At 68.6% G+C, this 18,649-nt stretch carries 20 protein-coding genes; 10 read left to right on the top strand and 10 right to left on the bottom strand.

The features are described from left to right. Positions 1-62 precede the first annotated feature (62 nt). Positions 63-1,097 carry an LLM class flavin-dependent oxidoreductase gene (locus N1027_RS17540; protein WP_259509576.1) on the bottom strand — a complete coding sequence of 345 codons (1,035 nt, stop codon included), beginning with the start codon at positions 1,095-1,097 and terminating at the stop codon, positions 63-65. A gap of 128 nt (positions 1,098-1,225) precedes the next feature. Continuing rightward, positions 1,226-1,702: a winged helix-turn-helix transcriptional regulator gene (locus N1027_RS17535; protein ID WP_259509574.1), complete on the bottom strand. Its 477-nt coding sequence runs from the start codon at positions 1,700-1,702 to the stop codon at positions 1,226-1,228. A 77-nt stretch (positions 1,703-1,779) separates the two neighbouring features. On the opposite strand from N1027_RS17535, the gene N1027_RS17530 reads away from it, so the two are divergent. Beyond that, positions 1,780-2,487, top strand: a complete 708-nt coding sequence (locus N1027_RS17530) for an SDR family oxidoreductase (RefSeq protein ID WP_259509572.1) — start codon at positions 1,780-1,782, stop codon at positions 2,485-2,487. A 30-nt stretch (positions 2,488-2,517) separates the two neighbouring features. On the opposite strand, the gene N1027_RS17525 is transcribed toward N1027_RS17530, so the two are convergent. Continuing rightward, entirely contained in the window at positions 2,518-2,931 is a 414-nt protein-coding gene (locus tag N1027_RS17525; RefSeq protein ID WP_259509570.1) for a DUF3224 domain-containing protein, read from the bottom strand. Between the two features lie 114 nt (positions 2,932-3,045). On the opposite strand from N1027_RS17525, the gene N1027_RS17520 reads away from it, so the two are divergent. The 4 genes from N1027_RS17520 (at position 3,046) to N1027_RS17505 (ending at position 7,418) form a co-directional block, all read left to right on the top strand. Then, positions 3,046-3,375 carry a nuclear transport factor 2 family protein gene (locus N1027_RS17520; protein ID WP_259509567.1) on the top strand — a complete coding sequence of 110 codons (330 nt, stop codon included), beginning with the start codon at positions 3,046-3,048 and terminating at the stop codon, positions 3,373-3,375. A 104-nt stretch (positions 3,376-3,479) separates the two neighbouring features. Beyond that, on the top strand, positions 3,480-4,334 hold the full coding sequence (locus tag N1027_RS17515; protein WP_259509566.1) for a universal stress protein: 855 nt from the start codon (positions 3,480-3,482) through the stop codon (positions 4,332-4,334). 101 nt (positions 4,335-4,435) lie between these two features. Beyond that, a complete protein-coding gene (locus N1027_RS17510; protein ID WP_259509563.1) occupies positions 4,436-5,428 on the top strand; it encodes a DnaJ domain-containing protein in 993 nt (330 codons plus the stop codon). 79 nt (positions 5,429-5,507) lie between these two features. Continuing rightward, positions 5,508-7,418 carry a CASTOR/POLLUX-related putative ion channel gene (locus N1027_RS17505; RefSeq protein ID WP_259509561.1) on the top strand — a complete coding sequence of 637 codons (1,911 nt, stop codon included), beginning with the start codon at positions 5,508-5,510 and terminating at the stop codon, positions 7,416-7,418. Between the two features lie 3 nt (positions 7,419-7,421). Here N1027_RS17505 and N1027_RS17500 read toward each other — a convergent pair whose 3' ends face one another. Further along, on the bottom strand, positions 7,422-8,393 hold the full coding sequence (locus N1027_RS17500; RefSeq protein ID WP_259509559.1) for an NAD(P)H-quinone oxidoreductase: 972 nt from the start codon (positions 8,391-8,393) through the stop codon (positions 7,422-7,424). Between the two features lie 90 nt (positions 8,394-8,483). Here N1027_RS17500 and N1027_RS17495 point away from each other — a divergent pair, with 90 nt between their 5' ends. Continuing rightward, entirely contained in the window at positions 8,484-10,082 is a 1,599-nt protein-coding gene (locus N1027_RS17495; protein WP_259509557.1) for an AMP-binding protein, read from the top strand. A 68-nt stretch (positions 10,083-10,150) separates the two neighbouring features. Next, entirely contained in the window at positions 10,151-10,537 is a 387-nt protein-coding gene (locus N1027_RS17490; protein WP_259509555.1) for a VOC family protein, read from the top strand. A gap of 74 nt (positions 10,538-10,611) precedes the next feature. On the opposite strand, the gene N1027_RS17485 is transcribed toward N1027_RS17490, so the two are convergent. Both N1027_RS17485 and N1027_RS17480 read right to left on the bottom strand, forming a co-directional pair. Continuing rightward, positions 10,612-10,941, bottom strand: coding sequence for a GNAT family N-acetyltransferase (locus N1027_RS17485; protein WP_259509554.1), 330 nt, complete (start codon positions 10,939-10,941; stop codon positions 10,612-10,614). Positions 10,942-11,050: 109 nt separating this feature from the next. Continuing rightward, a complete protein-coding gene (locus N1027_RS17480) occupies positions 11,051-11,677 on the bottom strand; it encodes a DNA-3-methyladenine glycosylase I (RefSeq protein WP_259509551.1) in 627 nt (208 codons plus the stop codon). A gap of 43 nt (positions 11,678-11,720) precedes the next feature. On the opposite strand from N1027_RS17480, the gene N1027_RS17475 reads away from it, so the two are divergent. Further along, a complete protein-coding gene (locus tag N1027_RS17475; protein WP_259509549.1) occupies positions 11,721-11,882 on the top strand; it encodes a hypothetical protein in 162 nt (53 codons plus the stop codon). 487 nt (positions 11,883-12,369) lie between these two features. Here the strand turns inward: N1027_RS17475 and N1027_RS17470 are convergent, their stop codons facing one another. Then, positions 12,370-12,804, bottom strand: coding sequence for a YdeI/OmpD-associated family protein (locus N1027_RS17470; protein ID WP_259509547.1), 435 nt, complete (start codon positions 12,802-12,804; stop codon positions 12,370-12,372). 78 nt (positions 12,805-12,882) lie between these two features. Between N1027_RS17470 and N1027_RS17465 the strand changes: the two genes are divergently transcribed. Continuing rightward, positions 12,883-13,263, top strand: coding sequence for a MerR family transcriptional regulator (locus N1027_RS17465; RefSeq protein WP_259509546.1), 381 nt, complete (start codon positions 12,883-12,885; stop codon positions 13,261-13,263). Next, positions 13,260-14,240 (top strand): aldo/keto reductase, encoded by a 981-nt coding sequence (locus N1027_RS17460; protein WP_259509544.1) that lies wholly within the window; start codon positions 13,260-13,262, stop codon positions 14,238-14,240. Before N1027_RS17465 ends, N1027_RS17460 begins: the two co-directional genes overlap by 4 nt. Before the next feature lie 237 nt (positions 14,241-14,477). Here N1027_RS17460 and N1027_RS17455 read toward each other — a convergent pair whose 3' ends face one another. Genes N1027_RS17455 through N1027_RS17445 form a run of 3 tightly spaced genes read right to left on the bottom strand, consistent with a single transcriptional unit; the run spans position 14,478 to position 18,622 of the window. Further along, the gene (locus N1027_RS17455; protein ID WP_259509543.1) at positions 14,478-15,272 is read right to left on the bottom strand and encodes a ferritin-like domain-containing protein; all 795 of its coding nucleotides are present in this window, start codon (positions 15,270-15,272) and stop codon (positions 14,478-14,480) included. A gap of 12 nt (positions 15,273-15,284) precedes the next feature. Next, entirely contained in the window at positions 15,285-17,666 is a 2,382-nt protein-coding gene (locus tag N1027_RS17450; protein ID WP_259509541.1) for an HAD-IB family hydrolase, read from the bottom strand. Further along, a complete protein-coding gene (locus tag N1027_RS17445; RefSeq protein WP_259509538.1) occupies positions 17,663-18,622 on the bottom strand; it encodes a hypothetical protein in 960 nt (319 codons plus the stop codon). The genes N1027_RS17450 and N1027_RS17445 overlap by 4 nt, the downstream gene beginning before the upstream one ends. Between the last annotated feature and the right edge of the window lie 27 nt (positions 18,623-18,649).

Raw genomic sequence — 18,649 nt, 5'->3', positions numbered from 1 at the left:
CCGAACCGGGCAGGATCGCCGAATTCTGCCCCGTTCGGGACGAGTCGCCTGCGAGCGGATGCCTACGCGAGCAGCTCGCGCACCTGCGGCACCACCTGGGTGCCGTAGAGCTCGATGCTGTGCATGAGCTTCTCGTGCGAGAGGCCGCCGTTGCCGTATTTGAGGTCGAAGCGGTCGACGCCGAGCGTCTTGACGGTGTTGGCGATCTTGGCAGCCACCGTCGAGGGCGATCCGACGTAGAGCGAGCCCTGCGGCCCGGCTTCCTGCTCGAAGTGGGCGCGCCCCATGGGCGACCATCCACGTTCGCGGCCGATCCGGTTCATCATGGCCGAGTAGTGCGGCCACAGCTCTTCGCGGGCCTGTTCGTCGGTGTCGGCGACGTGGCCGGGCGAGTGCACGCCGATCGGCTGGCGGCCCGTCTCGAACTGGTCCTGCGCCCGCTGGAAGAGGTCGACATAGGGCGCGAACCGCACCGGGTCGCCGCCGATGATCGCGAGCATCAGCGAGAATCCGTAGCGAGCGGTGCGCACCACCGACTCGGGGCTGCCGCCGACGCCCACCCAGGTCTTCAGCAGGCCGTTCTCGACCGGCGGATACACCTGCTGCGAGGTCAGTGCCGCGCGGGTGTTGCCCGACCAGGTCACGGGCTCCTGCTTCCGAACCTCGGCGAAGAGGTTGAGTTTCTCTTCGAAGAGTTCCTCGTAGTCGGAGAGCTCGTAGCCGAACAGCGGGAACGACTCGGTGAACGAACCGCGACCCAGGATGACCTCTGCGCGGCCGTTCGAGAGCGCATCGAGGGTCGAGAACCGCTGGAAGACCCGCACCGGGTCGTCAGAGGAGAGCACGGTGACGGCGGAGCCGAGATGGATGCGCGAGGTGCGGGCCGCGACCGCCGCCAAGACCACCTCGGGGCTGGTCACCGCGAAGTCGTTGCGGTGGTGCTCGCCGAAGCCGATGAAGTCGATGCCGAGCTCGTCGGCGAGCACGCCCTGGTCCACGAGATTGCGCAACACCTGGGCGTGGGGGAGCGGGGTGCCGCTCTCGTCGGCCGTGACGTCGCCGAAGGTGTCGAGTCCGAGCTCGATCTGGTCTGTCATGGGGTGCTCCTCATCCCTCGCTCGAGCCGCTTGCAGCTCTTTTCATGCATACGCATCAATTGTCGTCGCCGATGCCAACGACGGGATGAGGTCCAGTATTCCGTGAGACGGGCACGAGTGCAGGGGGCTCAGGAGGTGAGCGTCTCGGCGTCGATCTGCCCGGGGCCGGGCCGGGCTGCGACATCCGCGAGTTCGAGGATGCGGCCGTCGGCCGTTGTGAAGCGCAGTTCGGCGCGTGCGCCCGAATCGGCGTCTTCGTAGAGCACCGTCGGCCCGGGCTCCGTCGGCCGATGGCGGTCGCCCCACGCCGTGAGGGCGGCCAGGACGGGCATCAGTTCACGGCCCGCGGTCGTCAGGAGGTACTCCTCCCGCTCCCGCTCGCCGGCGTCACGGTAGGGGTGCCGTTCGAGCACGCCGAACTCGACGAGCGTGCTGAGGCGGGTGGCGAGGATGTCGCGGGCGATGCCGAGCGAGTCGGTGAACTCCGAGAACCGGGTGCGGCCACGGAACGCTTCTCGCACGATCAGCAGCGTCCACTTCTCGCCCAGCACCTCGAGGCTGCGGGCGATGGAGCAGTTCAGATCTTTGCCGAGCAGAGCGGTCATGGGGTCGATTCTACCCCTGAGTAGGGAGTTAGGACTCAGCATGCTAGGTTCGGATTCACAACCGAGAAGGAGCATCCATGTCACTCACCACGTTCGATTCGGCCGTCGTGCTGGTCACCGGCGCCAACGGCGGTCTGGGCACCGAGTTCGTGCGTCAGGCACTCGAGGCCGGCGCCGCGAAGGTCTACGCGACCGCCCGCACGCCGCGGGAGTGGGATGACGAGCGCGTCGTGCCCCTGCAGCTCGACGTCACCGACGCGGCATCGATCGCCGCGGCAGCCGCAGCCGCCACCGACGTGACGGTGGTCGTGAACAACGCGGGCGTCGGTGCGGGCAGTGGAATCGCGACCGGAACGGATGCCGAACTCCGCGCCATGTTCGAGACCAACTTCTTCGGTGCCGTCGGCGTGGCCCGCGCCTTCGCGCCGGTGCTCGCGGCGAACGGGGGCGGCGCTCTCCTCAACGTGCACTCGGTGCTCAGCTGGATCGGCGTCGCCGGCGCGTACAGCGCGGCCAAGGCGGCCCTGTGGTCGGCCACGAACTCGCTGCGCCTCGAGCTCGCGCCGCAGGGCACGCTCGTCACGGGCCTGCACGTCGGCTGGGTCGACACCCCGATGGCGGCGCACTCCGACGACCCGAAGAACGACCCGGCCGTGGTGGTGCGCGATTCGTACGCGGCGCTCCTGGCTGGCGAATACGAGGTGCTGGCCGACGAGCTGAGCGCGTCGGTGAAGCAGGGTCTCTCGGCCCCCATCACCACCCTCTACCCCCAGCTCGCCAGCTGACTCCCGCCCGCGAGCGAGGCGCGAGGAGGATCAGGACTCGAGGGTGATCACGAAGTAGGCACCCTCGGCGTCGTGCAGGATGCGCGCCTGGCCGCGGAAGCCCGCGAAGTCGCCGGTTCCGGTGCCCGGCACGACGTATCCGAACGCCGACGGGTCGTCGGGATGCTGGAGCGCGCCGTGGTGCACGGTCACCGATCCGGTTCTGCCGTCGTCGAGCGTTCCCGTGATGCGCTCGGCGGCGAGGTAGCCGCGGCCTGAATCCTCCTCGCCCGACGAGACGAAGTGGGCGACGCTCGTGCCGACGAGGCCCGAGGAGTACGTCTTGCGCATGGTTATCGCGCCCACCCACTCGGCCGGTGCGTCGTCGCCGGCGAGGCCGGGCAGCTCGGCCGGCTCCCAGCCGGTGACGGAGAAGCGGGCGGTGATGGTGTCGTGTTCGCTCATCCGTCCAGGCTACGGATGCGCTCCGACACTCTCGTGAACAAACGCGACAGCGCGACCCTGAGGAGACGCCCAGCGTCTCTGGTGCGCCCGAGCGGGAACCGTCAGGATGGAAGCATGTCCGGTCTCGAGAACCTCCCGCCCGCGATCGCCGATTTCTTCGACGCCACCAACCAATCCGACCGCGAACGCTTCCTGGCCGCCTTTTCGAGCGACGCCGTTCTCGACGACTGGGGTCGCTCCTTCCGCGGCCACGACGGCATCTCGTCCTGGAACGACAACGAGAACATGGGCGTGCAGAGCCACTTCGAGGTCGAGGGGTTCACCGAGACCAACGGGGTCTACGCCGTCACCATCACGGTCACCGGCAACGGTTACAACGGCGGCGGAACGATGGCGTTCGCGCTCGAGGGAGACCGGATCTCGCGAGTCGACATCACGGGCTGAGCGGCGGGCATCCGTCGTCGGTCATACTGGCGTCGGGATGCCGCAGTGACGCCAGACGTCACAGCACACAGGCACCACACGCAGTACTCGCGGAAAGAGGCATGATGACCGGCACGATCGTGGTGGGGTACGACGGATCGCCGTCGGGCAAGGTGGCCCTCGACTGGGCGTTGCGTCGGGCGGAGGCCACGCAGCACGACGTCGACGTGATCTACGTCGCCGACACCTCGTGGGACTCGGAGGCCTTCACCGCCGCGCCGCTCCTCGAACAGCACGGCGAAGTCGTGCTCGGCAGCGCCGCTTTCAACGCCGACACGAAGGCGCCGCACGTCACCGTCACCTCGCGGGTCGTCTCGGGCAATCCGGCCGCGGTGCTCTGCGCGGAGGCCGAGAAGATCGGCGCCGACCTGCTCGTGGTCGGCACCTACCGCAAAGACGCCTACGAGCGCCTCACCACCAGTGCCGTGAGCATCCGGGTGGCCGCAGCCGCGAAGGTGCCCGTGGCCGTGATTCCCGATCTGCCGATCGTGCACCGCACGGGTGTCGTCGTCGGCGTCGACGGATCGGATGGGTGCACACCCGTGCTCGAGGCCGCCATCGCTGAAGCCGCACGCCTCGGCGAGCCGTTGCACGTCGTCAGCGCCTGGACAGTCCCGCCGCTGTCGATGCCCGACTTCGCCGACGGCTCCGAACTCTACGACGCCCTCGAAGAGCGCGCACGACACGGTGTCGAGAACACGCTCGCGCAGGTCGACCCCGACCATCCCGAAGTGCAGATCACGACGACGGTCGAACTGGATGCGCCCGCCACAGCCCTCATCAAGGCGTCGAAAGAGGCGTCGCTGCTGGTGATCGGCAGCCACGGACGCCGCGGACTCAGCCGCTTCCTGCTCGGCTCGGTCAGCCACGACGTGCTGATCCACGCGCCGTGCCCGGTGATCGTGCTGCGCGTGGAGTAGGGGCTACTGGGTGCTCTCCGCGTAGAGTACGCCGGTGCGCTGTGGGCGAAGAAACAGCGGGCCTGGGGCTGACGTGCGGATTCGGGCTATATCGTGATCAGGTGTCCGATAGTCCCGCTGCGCGTACCCCGTATGAAGTGCTGGGGGTCGACCCCTCGATCGGCGAAGACGAACTGCGACGGGCCTACCGCCGGCTGCTGCGGCAGACGCATCCCGACACCGGGGGAGACGCCGCCCGCTTCGTGCAGGTGCAGCACGCCTGGGAACGGGTCGGCACCCCCGAAGACCGCGCCGCCTACGACCGCGGCCAGGGCGCACGCACGATGGCGCCGGAGGGTTACGGTGCCCAGGCGCACACCGCCGGCGCCTCCGGATCGGCCTCGACTCCCGGCGCCGGGTTCCAGAGCGGCTTCCGCACCGGCCGCGCGCAGAGCTCGTCGGTGCGTGCCCGCAGCTACGGGCATCCGGGCGGCCAGGAGCGCGAGCAATACCTGAGCCTGCTGCGTGAGTGGGTGGGTCGCGGTGTCACGATTACCGACCCCTACGACTCCGCACTCGTGCGGTCGGCGCCGCGGGAGATCCGTGGATGGCTGGCCAAGGCCATCGCCGAGGAGTCGACCGCCGGCATCGTCGGCACGCTCGGCATCGGCTTCACCATCTGGAACAACGTGCTCACCGGTCGCCGCATCGACGGCGTGCCCGAGACCATCGACCACGTCGTGCTCGGCCCCGCCGGCTTGTTCGCGATCCAGTCGGAGGACTGGGGCGGCGAGGTCACGCTCCACAAGGGTGAGATCGTCGGCGACGGCGTGCACCCCGACGACGAACCGTTGCGCGAGCTGAGCCGCGGTGCTCGCTCGCTCGGTCGTTCGCTCGGTGTGAAGTTCACCGGGCTCGTCGTCGTGGTTCCGGATGACTCGCTGGCCGAACCCATGCGGGTGGTCGAACGCGGGCGGCTGGCCGGCGCGGTCGTGGTGCGCCGCTCCCTGCTGCCGCAGCTCCTGCGGAACGGCGTGGGCACCACCGACCGGGCGAGCATCGACCGGGCCTTCGAACTGCGAACGCGGCTGCAGAGCGGCATCCGGCTCGCCTGATCACGCGCCCCCGAACGAGGGCGAGACGTGAGAGGTTCTCAGGCAATAGGGTTCGAGCAGCCCGGCCGAAGGAGCCCCGATGCAGAAGCCCACCCTGCGCGAACGCGTGCGCTATCGCTTCGACGACTGGATGTCGCGTGGCACCGTCGCCCTGATGCTCCTGCTCGGCGCCGCCACCGCCGTCTTCGTGATCATCCTCGCCGTCGTGGTCTACGTCGTGCGCGCCTACCCCGACGACGCCCCGACGGCCGACTTCTGGGATGTGCTCTGGGGCAACCTCATGCGTACCCTCGACCCCGGCACCATGGGCGGCGACACCGGCTGGGGTTTCCGCGCGCTCATGCTCGTGGTCACGGTCGGCGGCCTCATCATCGTGGCGAGCCTGATCGGCATCATCTCCGGCGCCTTCGACAGCAAGGTCGACGAGCTCCGCAAGGGTCGCTCGCGCGTGCTCGAATCGGGGCACACCCTGATTCTCGGTTGGAGCCCGAAGGTCTTCTCGATCGTGAGCGAACTCGCCATCGCCAACGAGTCCCGCGGGCGCAGCGCCATCGTGGTGCTCGCCGACCGCGACAAGGTGGAGATGGAGGATGCGATCCGCGCCGAAGTGGGAGCGACCGGTCGCACCCGGGTGATCTGCCGATCCGGCGACCCGATGAACCTCAACGACCTCGAGCTCGGCAGTCCGCACGATGCGCGCAGCATCGTCATCCTCGCCTCCGACGGAGACGACGATGCGGATTCCACCGTCATCAAGACCGCCCTCGCCCTCACCAACAACCCGAATCGTGGCGCCGACGAGTTCCACATCGTGGCCGAGCTCGACGACCCGGCCAACCTCGAAGCCGCCCGGCTGGTCGGTCGTGACGAGACGCACTGGGTGCTGGCGAGCGACCTCATCAGCCGGGTGACGGTGCAGACCTGCCGGCAGAGCGGGCTCAGCGTCGTCTATACCGAACTGCTCGACTTCGGAGGCGACGAGATCTACTTCACCGAACAGCCGACGCTCGTCGGCCGCAACTTCGGCGAGGTGCAGACCGCTTTCGCGACATCCACCGTCATCGGCATCGCGAGCGGTGTCGCGGTTCGGGGCACGACCGCGCCGGTCGCCGCACCGTCGGTCACCATCAACCCGCCCGCGTCGATGCTGCTCGCTCCCGGCGACCAGCTCATCGTCATCGCCGAAGACGACAGCACCATCGCCCTCGCCGACCGGGTCGCGCCCGACCGTGCCGCCATCGTCGCCCCCAGAGCGACGGTTGCGCGCCCCGAGCACACGCTCGTGCTGGGCTGCAATTCGGGGCTGGTGTTGATGCTCCGCGAGTTGCACGACTACGTGGCCCCCGGGTCGACGGTGCGTGTGGTCGCGGCCGGCGACTGCCCCGAGCTGCCCGCCCTCGACGGTCTCGACGTCAGGGTGGAGCGCGCCGACCCGACCAGCCGCGGTGCCCTGGATGCGTTGGAGGTCTACCGCTACGACCACATCATCGTGCTCGCCGAGAAGGAGTCGCTGCCGGCCCAGCGCGCCGATGCCCGCACCCTCATCACCCTGCTGCACCTGCGCGACATCGCCGAACGGCACGACGTCGACCTCAACGTGGTGAGCGAGATGCTCGACGACCGCAACCGCGAACTCGCCGAGGTCACGAACGCCGACGACTTCATCGTGAGCGAGAAGCTCGTGAGCCTGATGCTCTCGCAGGTGAGCGAGAACCGGATGCTCGCGGAGGTCTTCGCCACGCTGTTCTCGAGCGAGGGCAGCGAGATCTACCTACGGCCGGCCGACACCTACATCGAGCCCGGCGTCGCGGTCGACTTCTACACGGTCGCCGAGGCTGCTCTCCTCCGCGGTGAGACCGCGATCGGCTACCGCGTGGCCGCCGACGCCCACGACGCCACCCGTGCCTACGGCGTTCACGTGAACCCCACGAAACCCGCCCGCATCGTCTTCGCCCCGGGCGACCGGGTGATCGTCTTGGCCGAGAACTGACCCTCACACCACGAGCAGGATCTTTCCCACATGCCCCGACGATTCCATCAACCGGTGCGCCTCGGATGCCTGGGCCAGCGGATAACGCGCGCCGATCACCGGACGCACGGTGCCGTTCTCGATCAGGGGCCAGACGTTTTCATGCACGCTCGCGATGATCTCGGCCTTCTCCACCGCGGGCCGGGCCCGAAGGCTGGTGGAACGGATCGTGCCGCGCTTCATCATCAGCGCTCCGAGATCGAGGTTCGCCTGGCGACCGGCGAGGCTCGAGATGTTGGCGATGCGTCCGTTGACGTTGAGTGCGCGCGCGTTGCGGTTCAGGTAGTCGCCGCCCACCACGTCGAGGATGACGTCGGCTCCACCGGTCTCGTCGGTGATGCGGTGCACGAAGTCGTCTTTCGTGTAGTCGATCAGGATCTCGGCGCCGAGCTCCCGGCACGCCTCGAGCTTCACGGCCGACCGCGCCGTCACCGCCACCCGGGCGCCGAAGGCCCGGCCGAGCTGCACCGCCATCGTGCCGATCCCGCTCGATCCGCCGTGCACGAGCAACGTCTCGCCGGCTCGCAGGTCGGCGAGCAGGAACACGTTCGACCACACCGTCGCCACCACCTCGGCCAGGCCTGCTGCCTCGACCAGGTCGATGCTCGCCGGCACCGGCAGCACCTGCCCGGCCGGAACCACCACCCGCTCGGCATACCCGCCCCCGCCGAGCAGCGCGCACACGCGGTCGCCGGGAGAGAATCCGTCGACGCCGGCATCGACCTCGGCGACCACGCCCGACACCTCGAGCCCCAGCCACGCCGGAGCCCCGGGCGGAGGCGCGTAATGGCCTTCGCGCTGCGCGATGTCGGCCCGGTTGACGCCGGCGGCAGCGACGTCGATGAGAACCTCGCCCTCACCCGGTGCCGGCTGCGGCACCTCCCCGAGCTCGAGAACGGATGCGTCGCCGGGCTCCCGGATCAGAACGGCTTTCATGGGAACCACGGTAGTGCCCGCGGCCCCGGTCTTGCGGAGAAGTGCTGAGGGGTAGTCAAATAGCTCAATTGCTATCGAAGGAGATAGAGGATGGCCCGATCGACCTATCCTGATGTGGAGATTCCCGCCCAGAGCGTTTACGAGCTGCTCTTCGGCGACCTCGACGACGCCGACCTCGACCGCATCGCTCTGGTCGACGGCAGCACGGGAGACGAGACCACCTACCGCCAGCTGATCGCGCAGGTCGACGCCCTGGCGGGCGCGCTCGCCGCCCGAGGCCTCGGGGTGGGCGACACGGTCGGCATCCTCTGCCCCAACCTGCCGGAGTTCGCCACCGTCTTCCACGGCGTGCTCCGCGCCGGCGGCACCGCCACCACCATCAACTCGCTCTACACCGTCGGCGAGATCGCGAGCCAGCTGAAGAGCGCGGATGCGCACTGGCTGTTCACCGTCTCGCCCCTCCTTCCGCAGGCGGCCGAGGCCGCATTGGCCGTGGGTATCGCCGACGACCACCTCGTGGTGATCGACGGTGCCGAAGGGCATCCCTCGCTCCGCGACCTGCTCTTCGACCGTGCGGCGCCGCCCGACGTGCATTTCGATCCGGCCACCCATCTCGCCGTGCTGCCGTTCTCTTCGGGAACCACCGGTCACCCGAAAGGCGTGATGCTCACGCATCAGAACCTCGTGGCGAACGTGCTGCAGAGCGAGCAGGTCATCCCGCTCGGCCGCGACGACCGCGTGCTGGCCGTGCTGCCGTTCTTCCACATCTACGGCCTCTCGGTGCTACTCGACTTCGCGCTGCTGAAGCGCGCGAGCCTCGTCACGATGCCGAAGTTCGAGCTGGCCGAGTTCCTCCGCGTCACCAGCGAACACGTGTGCACGTGGTTGTTCATCGCTCCGCCGATCGCCGTCGCCCTGGCGAAGCATCCGCTGGTCGACGACTACGACCTCACGGGCGTCGACGTCATCTTCTCCGGAGCGGCGCCGCTCGACGGTGCGCTGGCCCAAGCGGTGGCCGAGCGGATCGGCTGCACCGTCTGCCAGGGCTACGGCATGACCGAGGCGAGCCCCGTCACCCACGCGATCCCGGTGGCGCGTGCCGACATCGACCGCTCGTCGATCGGGCTGGCGCTGCCGAACACCGAGTGCCGCGTGATCGATCCGGAGACGGGGGAGGATGTCGCCGTGCCCGAGTCGGGGCCGAGCGCCCCGGGCGAGCTCCTCGTTCGCGGACCCCAGGTGATGACCGGCTACCTCGCCGACGAGGCGTCGACCGCGCAGGCCCTCGACGCGGAGGGCTGGCTGCACACCGGTGACATCGCCACGGTCGATGCCGAGGGGGTCTACGTCATCGTCGACCGGTTGAAGGAGCTGATCAAGTACAAGGGCTACCAGGTGGCCCCGGCCGTGCTCGAGGCCGTGCTGCTGACGCATCCGGAGGTCGTCGACGCGGCCGTGATCGGCATCGACGACGAAGACGGACAGGAGGTGCCGAAGGCCTTCGTGGTGCGCCGAGCCGACGCCGACCTCGACGAAGAGGTCGTGATGGCCTACGTGGCCGAGCGGGTCGCCGGGCACGAGAAGGTGCGGATGGTGGAGTTCATCGAGGTCATTCCGAAGTCGAGTTCGGGCAAGATCCTGCGCAAGGATCTGCGCTCGAAGGTCGGTCGGCACGCGGCTGTCGGATGAGCGGTGGACGCGAGGCGGCGTCCGTGCCATTGTGGACACTGTTCACATGATGCGGAAGGATCGACCACATGCTCAGCACGAAACACGGCTTCAGCGGCTTCAGCGTTCGCGACATCGAGGCCACCCGGGCGTTCTACACCGAGACCCTCGGCCTCAAGGTCAGTCCGGACGCCATGGGCATCCTCGAGATCACCCTGCCGGGAGGTGCGTCGGTGATCGCCTACCCGAAAGACGACCACGTACCCGCGACCTTCACCGTGCTGAACCTCGTGGTCGACGACATCGACGTGGCCATCGACGAACTCGCGGCGGCGGGAGTGTCGATGCAGCACTACGACGGCATGGAGGAGCAGGACGAGAAGGGTGTGCTGCGCGGCAGGGCCGCGAACATGGGGCCCGACATCGCGTGGTTCCTCGACCCGTCGGGCAACGTGCTGTCGGTGCTCACCGACTGACCCGCGTCTTTTCGGGAGGAGCTGCGTCGAACGACGGTCGTCTGCGGCCGCCGTTGCGCTCTTCTCCTCCCGAATCAGCGGAGCGAGGCGCGTAACTCGATCGTGGCCGGGTCGACCACGTCGTCGAACTCGTGGTGCCGCTCGAGGTAGCCCGCCATGAACGGGCAGATCGGCACTGCACGCAGGCCCGCATCCCGCACCTGACCGAGCACGCCCGCCATCAGGGTGCTGCCGTAACCGCGCCCCTCCTGCGCCGGGTCGATCAGGGTGTGCAGGAACACGCGCTGCTCACCACGGTCGGTGTACTGCGTGAACCCGACCTCCTGGCCATCGGCCTCGATCACGTAGCGGTGCTGCTCCGGCTCGTTGCGGATGACGGTCTCCGTCTGCTTCTCGTCGCTCATGGTTCTAGCGAACCAGACCCGCGGCCGATCCGCGAGCCCGAGCGCCATGCCGGGCGCGATCCGGGGCGCGATCCGGGGCCCGATCCGGGGCCCGATCAGTCGGTGGCGGTCACCGCGCCCAGACCCCGGAGCTGCCCCGTCGGTGGCTGCCGAGCAGGTGGGTGTCGATCACACCCACCGCTTCCATGAGCGCGAACATCGTGGTGGGGCCGACGAATCGGAACCCCTTGATGCGCAGGGCCGTCGACAGCGCCAACGATTCCGGCGACGTGGTCGGGATGTCGGCCAACGCCACCGGCTCCGGCGTGCGCGTGGGCTGGAAGGACCAGATCAAGCCGGCGAGCCCACCCGACACCGTGGGGTCGTCGCGCAACGCCACCGTGGCGCGGGCGTTGTGGATGGTGGCCGTGATCTTCGCGCGGTTGCGGATGATCCCCGCATTCTGCAGCAGGCGCTCCACGTCCTCGTCGCCGTAGGCCGCCACGACATCCGGATCGAAGCCGTCGAAGGCCACCCGGAAGGCGGGCCGCTTGCGCAGAATCGTGGCCCACGACAGGCCCGACTGGAACGCCTCGAGACTCACCCGTTCGAACAACCCCTGCTCATCCCGTACCGGCATGCCCCACTCGGTGTCGTAGTACTCCTGCAGCAGCGGGTCGACGGATGCCCAGGGAGGCCGGGCGAGTCCGTCCGCCCCCACGACAACACCCGGTGTCTCGTCGGCTCGTTCGCTCACACCCTCTAGTATTGGGGAAGTCGCAGATATCGGAGGATTGACCATGAACGTGCTCGCTGCAATCGGGGCGATCCTGCTCTTCCTCCTCGGACTCTTCCTCTTCGGCCAGTTCTCGAACGCCTGGGTGTTCTTCGGCGGCATCCTCTGCGTCTCGGCGTCGCTGTTCATCGTGTTCTCGGTGCTGCCGACGCAGCGTCGGCACTGAGTTAGTTGCCTCGGGCGCCGTGCTTCGCGCGGCGTCCTCGGGCGTCGCCGGTCCCTGCCCGGCGCCGCGCGACATGTTCCGGTGAGGTCGCTTCGCGGCCTCGCCGTCACCCTGGGTCGTCGATAAAGGCCTGTTGCGTGCCGTGCCGCCCCCGCGTGTGCGATACGACGGAGTTTCGGGGCCCACACCGGAAGCGACGGAGCCTCAGCCCGTAGTTCCGCGCCGCCTCCGTCGTTCCGTTGAGCGTCCCAAGTGTTTGGGAAACGAGAGCGCAGGCCGCGGGCCGCGCTCGACGACCCAGGGTGAGGCCGAGGCCGCGATAGCGACCTCAGCCGAACATGTCGCCTCGCGCCGCAGAAGCGGCGGCGCGAGCATAAGGGCCCGCCCAGCCGAAGGCCGGGCGAGCCCGAAGGGCGGCGGGCCGGTACCCCCGTCGAGCGCCCCTAAGCCTCGGTACCGCCTTCCGGCCCCCCGACCCCCCGCCCACTCACACCAGTTCGTCGAGCGCTTTGGCGACTCGGCGCTCCCGCGTCTCGTCGGTCTTCGCACCCTCGACCGAGAGCACGATGGCGCGCTTCTTCGAGTAGGAGAGCGCGGCGAAAGCGGCTGCGGCGTCGGCATCCTGCGCCAGCGCGTCGGCAAGGGCTTTCGGCACCTCAACCTCGCGCGGCTGGTCGTCGATCTGCACGTCGACCTCGATCTCGTCGCCCGCCGCAACACCCGCACCCGCACGGTTCTCGGCGCTCAGCGCGATCAAGTACTGCCCCGTGTAGAACACGATCGAACTGCGGTAGCTGTACCCGTTGATCGTGACGACGACCGGGATGCGCTTGCCCGCATCCAGCTCCTCCACGACGCTCTCCGGCACCGGGATGCCGGTCGCCGTCTTGCCGCTGGCCAGGATCGTGCTCGTGAACTTCATGAGTGAAGTATGGACGTTCGACGCGAATGCCGACAGTGCTTTGACTTCGAGTGCACTCGAAGTTCTATCGTGAATGACATGACGATGACGGACGAACCTCTCTCGATCGCCGAGGTCGCCGAGCTGGTCGGAGTCTCGACGCACACCCTCCGGTACTACGAGCGCGAGGGCCTGCTGCTGCATCCGATCGGCCGTGCCTCATCGACGCATCGGCGCTACACGGAGGGCGACGTGACCTGGTTGCGCTTCCTCACGAAACTGCGGCTCACCGCGATGCCGATCTCGCGCATCAAGGAATACGCCGTTCTCGCCCGCGACGGCGCCGACACCGAGGAGGCGCGGCTCGAACTGCTGCTGCGGCACCGGATGTCGGTCGTCGCCCAGTTGGGCGAGATGACCAAGAGTCTGGCCGCGATCGACTACAAGATCGCGAGCTACAAAGAAAGGAACGAACGATGAAAAGAGTGACCTTGGGCGCGCAGAGCCCCCTCGAGGTGTCGCAGCTGGGTCTGGGCTGCATGGGCATGAGCGCGTTCTACACCGGCGCGGGAACGGATGAGGCCGAGTCGATCCGCACCATCCAGCGAGCAATCGATCTCGGCGTGACCTTCTTCGACACGGCCGAGATCTATGGGCCCTACGAGAATGAGAAATTGCTCGGCAAGGCCCTCGGCGCTCGGCGCGACGAAGTGGTGGTGGCCACCAAGTTCGGCACGATCCTGCACCGCGGCGACGGATCGCGCGGACTCGACGGAAGCGCCGAGAACGTGCGGCTCTCGGTGGAGGGCTCCCTCGAGCGCCTCGGCACCGATCACATCGACCTCTACTACCAGCACCGGATGGACCCGGACACCCCGATCGAGGAGACCGTGGGGGCTCTCGGCGAGCTGATCGACGAGGGCAAGATCCTGCACTACGGGCTGTCCGAAGCGGCTCCGGCGACCATTCGGCGCGCCCACGCGGTGCGACCCGTCACCGCATTGCAGACCGAGTATTCGCTCTGGTCGCGCGATCCGGAAGCCGACATCCTGCCCACTCTCCGAGAGCTCGGAATCGGCTTCGTGCCCTACTCGCCCCTCGGCCGTGGCTTCCTCACCGGCACGATCCGATCGCTGGACTCCCTCGACGAGAGCGACTTCCGCCGACAGAACCCTCGGTTCGAGGGCGAGAACCTCGCAGCGAACATCCGCATCGTCGAGGTCGTCGACGCGGTGGCGGCCGAACTCGACGCGACGCCGGCGCAGGTGGCGCTCGCCTGGTTGTTGGCGCAGGGCGACGACATCGCCCCCATCCCCGGCACGAAGCATGTGACCCGCCTCGAGGAGAACGTGGGCGCGGCCGCGCTGACTCTCACGCCCGAGCAACTCGAGCGTCTCGACGCCATCGCCCCCGCGGCGGGCGACCGCTACCCCGACATGTCGACCGTCGACCGCTGACCTCATCGCGACTCGCCACAATCCGCCCCGAAATCGCGAGAAGAGGGCGGATTGTGGCGAGTCGCCGGGAGGTGCGCGCGACGAGCGGGGAGGTGCGAGCGGGCCGCGAGGAGGTGCGCGCGACGAGCAAGGAGGTGCGCGCGGGCCGCGAGGAGGTGCGGACGAGCGGGGAGGTGCGCGCGAGCCGCGAGGAGGTGCGCGCGGGCCGCGAGGAGGTGCGCGCGACGAGCGGGGGCGTTACGCCGCGATGCCTCGGGCGTCGAGGGCGTCTTGCACGATGGTGAGGCCGTCGAGGCCCGGCATCCGCGCGATGTGGGCATCGATCTTGGCGGCCTCACGACGGCCGTCGGGGCCTCCCATCAGGTGGCCCATCACGTGCTTGACCTCGGCATCCGTCATCACGCCCGAGCCCACCGGGCCCCAGAAGTTCTTCAGCGCGAAGCGCGCCAGAACCTGGGCCTTCTTGCTCTTGGCGAGGCGTTCGCGGGCCTGGGTGGCGTAGAACGCGACGTGCCGCGCCTCTTGCTTCGCGATGCGCCGCAGCAGTTCGGCGAGCACCGGATGCGCCTCGAGATCGGCCAGACGGTTGTATGCAGCGACGGCCGACCATTCGTTGGCCGCCCCCCACACCATGTGCACGGCGATGAATCCCGAGCCCACGATGTTGCCGAGCAGCGACTGCTTCACGGGGTCGAGCCGGTCTTTCCAGCCGAGCTTCAGGCGCGTGGCCTTCAGTTCGTCGAAGTCGACGATGATGTCGTGCTCGGCCAGAACGGCGGCGAGAGCCTCACCGTGCCAGAACTCCTCGCGGTTCCACATGGTCATGAAGGCCGTGACGTCTTCGTCTTTGTGCGAGGGGGTCACCAGCATGTCGCGGAGGTAGCACACCGTGTGGTACTCGATGTCGCACATGTAGCGGAGCGAGCGCAGCGTGCCCTCGGGCAGCGGATGCTCGCGGAAGTCCGAGAAGTCGAGATCTTGCCACGCGACCTTCTGCGAGGTCTCCGTGTACTTGTCGATGTCGAATGCCATGAGAGATGTCGGTCAGCGCGCGTCGTTCGCGTTCGACCGGTCTCCTTCCTCGGGTGCGGGCTGTGCGGCGGTCGGCCGCGGTGCGTCGGGTAGCAGGCTCAGGTTACCCGGAATCACCTGGTTTTCCGACGTACGCCTGGTCCAGTCTTCGACTGTCCACTTTGTTCGTTGCGCGTGCCGATACAGTTCGGTGTCGGGGTTGACCACTGTGGCGTTTCCCAGCAACTGGAGCCACGCCACGTCGGCGAGGCTGTCGCCGTAGCCGTAGGACTGGCTGAGGTTCGCGCCGTGCTTCGTGGCGTATTCGCGGAGCCACGCGGCCCGCGCCTCGTCGACCAGCGGGGGAGTGGCGAGGTAGCCGGTGAGCACGCCCTTGTTCGCGTGCATCTCGCCGGCCACGACGTCGTCGAAGAACTGCGCAAAGGGCTCTGCCGCAGAGGATGTGGCACCGGTGACGAGAACCGTGCGGTGACCGGCGGCGCGGTGCTGCGCGACGCGATCGAGCGCATCCGGAATCGCTCGTGATAGCATGGCGGCGCCGAAGCGCCCCCGCACCAGCTGCTGCACGTCGGCGACCTTGATGCCGCGGTAGCGGCGCACCAGGGTGCGGATGAACTCGCCCCGGTCGCGGTGGTCGACCCGCAGGTACTTCGGCACCGAGAGCATCAGCGAGGCGAATTCCTGAGGCCACTGCGCTTTCGGGATGAGGCCGAGCCGCACCCAGAGGTATTGCTCCACGAGGTTCGACTCCACGACCGTGCCCTCGAAGTCGAAGACCGCGAGCACATCGTCACGCACCGGAAGGGCGCGCTTGGCGCGGGCCTTGCCGGCCGGACGCGACGCGTAGGCCTTGGTGAGGCCGGTGATCGAGGGGAAGTGCACCTTCTGGAAGTAGTCGTGCCAGTCGATGTCCACCACGTCGAACGAGCGGTCGGCCCGCAGCTCCGACGGGATGCTCGCATCCAGTGCTCGGGTGTTGCGATCGTCGAAGATGAGCTCGGTCTGCACGTAGGCGCGGTAGAGCTCGGCGAAGTAGCGCAGCTGGGTGAGCCCGGACTGGCGGCGGTGCAGCGCCTGGGTCCAGCGGCGGGTGCGGGTGGTGGACGGCATCCGTCCCACCATGTCGTCGGCGGCCGAGGCCAGGCGCTCCTGCAGTTTGAGCGTGCGCTCGACCGATCGGCCGCCCGGGAAACGCCACGACGGCACCTGGATCGGCCCGTCGACGTGCGGCATCGGGTTGGTGGTGAAGAACTCTTTGACGTTCTCGTACATCGTGTGGAACGGCAGCGGGTTGCGGGCGCCGGAGACCACCTGGTAGTAGTTCGGCTCGTCGACCTTCGCGGGTGTGACCGCGGCGGCGAGGATGGCGTTCACCACGAAGTCGACCGGGATGACGTCGAGGATCGAGTCGGGCACGCCCGGGAACTCGGGCAGCTGCCCACGACCGTAGGCCATGATCAGCGGGTCGGCGACCTTGAAGCCGTCGAGCCAGCCTGGGAACGGATGCCGCAGCGCGCTCTCGATGATGGAGGGCCGCACGATCGACAGGCGGTGCCCGGCGGTGCCCCAGAGTTCTTCGGCGGCGCGTTCGGCGAAGGCCTTGGTGAGGGTGTAGACATCCGTCCACCCGAGCGACTCGGCGCGGATGCGGCCGCTCTCGATGAGCCGCTTGGTGACCCATTCGATACGGGCAGCCTCGGCGTCGGCCGCGACGGCCTGCGGGCCCACCTTGCCGAGCTTGGCGCGAGAGGTGTTCAAGAGGCTCTGCAGCACCTCGGGCTGACGTGAGGCCATCTCCACGCGGAGACGGGCCGACTTCGCGGCGGCGTTCTCGATGCGCCAGTCGATCTCGTGCTCGAGGGAGGCTTCGAGGCGAACGCCTTTGCGCATCCCGCCCACGTAGGCGGTGGAGACGTGCACGACGTGCGGGTCGCTGCCCGAGGCGAGCAGCGCGCCGTAGATGCCGGTGGCGCCGTCGACGTTGGTCTGGAACGCCTCGTCGATCGGCGGGTCGAAGCTCACGGTCGATGCGCCGTGGATCACGACGTCGAGGTCGCCGGGCAGCTCACCCGGGTTCGCGAGGTCGCCCTGCACGACGGTGATGCGCTCGCGCACCGCGCGCTCCACGCCGTCGGCGCCGACCGACTCCCGCCAGACCCGGAACACGGGCTTCTTCAGCAGGGTGGTGAGTCGCGATTCGCCGCTGGCGGTCGACTTCGGGCGGATCAGCAACGAGATCCGGGTGTCCGGATGCGACGACAGCAGCCGCTCGAGCACGGCCTGCCCCACGAAGCCGGTGGCCCCCGTGAGCAGCACGTGCGACGAGCCCAGGGTGAATCCGGGGTTCGCGGTGTCGTGCGGCGTCGTGGGGTCGGTGGGGGAGGCGTCGGTCATCCCTGCGCTCGTCCTTTCTGTTCGGTGTCGGTGGAGGTCGTGTCGGTGGTGCCGGCGACGGCGCGCTTCGGATGCCGCAGAGCGGACATCGCGCGCCCCATCCGGCGGCCCAGCGTAGTCGAGGCGGTCGACGAGGCGCCCGCGGCGCGGCGGGCGGAGCGCACGAGGTGCAACGAGGCCAAGCCGGGGAGTGCCTGCACGCGGGCGTCGATCCGATCGGCCAGGGTGTCGTCGAAGAGGGTCTCGTAGAAGACGCCGGTCTCCGATTTACGGAGGCTCGAGGCGCCGATCGGCCAGCTGGTGCGGCGGAGCGCGCGGCGAGCGAGCGAGCGGGCGCGAGCCGACGCGGAGAGTCGGCGCTCGGCCTCGGGCTCGACGAAGCGGCGGTGGCGCTCCTTGACCGTGAGCACGGTCTCCAGCAGCGGCACGAGCACGGGGTGCGGGTCGAGTTCGGCGAGGCGGAGGTAGGCGGCCTCGGTGATCCACTCGTCGACCGTGACCGAGGCGAGGTGCACGCCGATCACATCCGGTCCGATCGCGTTGGCGCGGAACGCCTCCACGATCGGGGTGGCGCGTTCGGCGACCTCGAGCGCGAAGGCGCGCAGGCGCGGGAGGTCTTGGATGCCGGCCTGGTCGTAGCCGTGCGCCTGCACGATCACGTCGAACGCGTCGGCGATCCAGTACTTCTCGAACGCCCACGTGGTGAGGAACGCGGTGACGCGCGCATCTTTGTGCGTGGGCGTGACGAGCACGTTGCGCAGGTAGGTCATGGTCGAGCGCTCGAGTTCGCGCAGATAGGCGAGGATGCGCACGGTGCCGGGGTCGAGCGGATGCTCGGCGAACGCCTCGAGGTCGAGGGAGTCGCGATGGCTGCCGACCGCCGTGCGGGCGAAATCGCGCACGTCGAAGCGCTCGGGTGCTTCGTCTTCGACCGACATCGTCTGCTCTCCGGACAACGGAATCCCTCCGCGTGGGCGGCGTAC

Source organism: Herbiconiux aconitum, assembly GCF_024979235.1.
Classification (GTDB): domain Bacteria; phylum Actinomycetota; class Actinomycetes; order Actinomycetales; family Microbacteriaceae; genus Herbiconiux; species Herbiconiux aconitum.
This window is presented reverse-complemented; position numbering and strand designations above follow the sequence as displayed.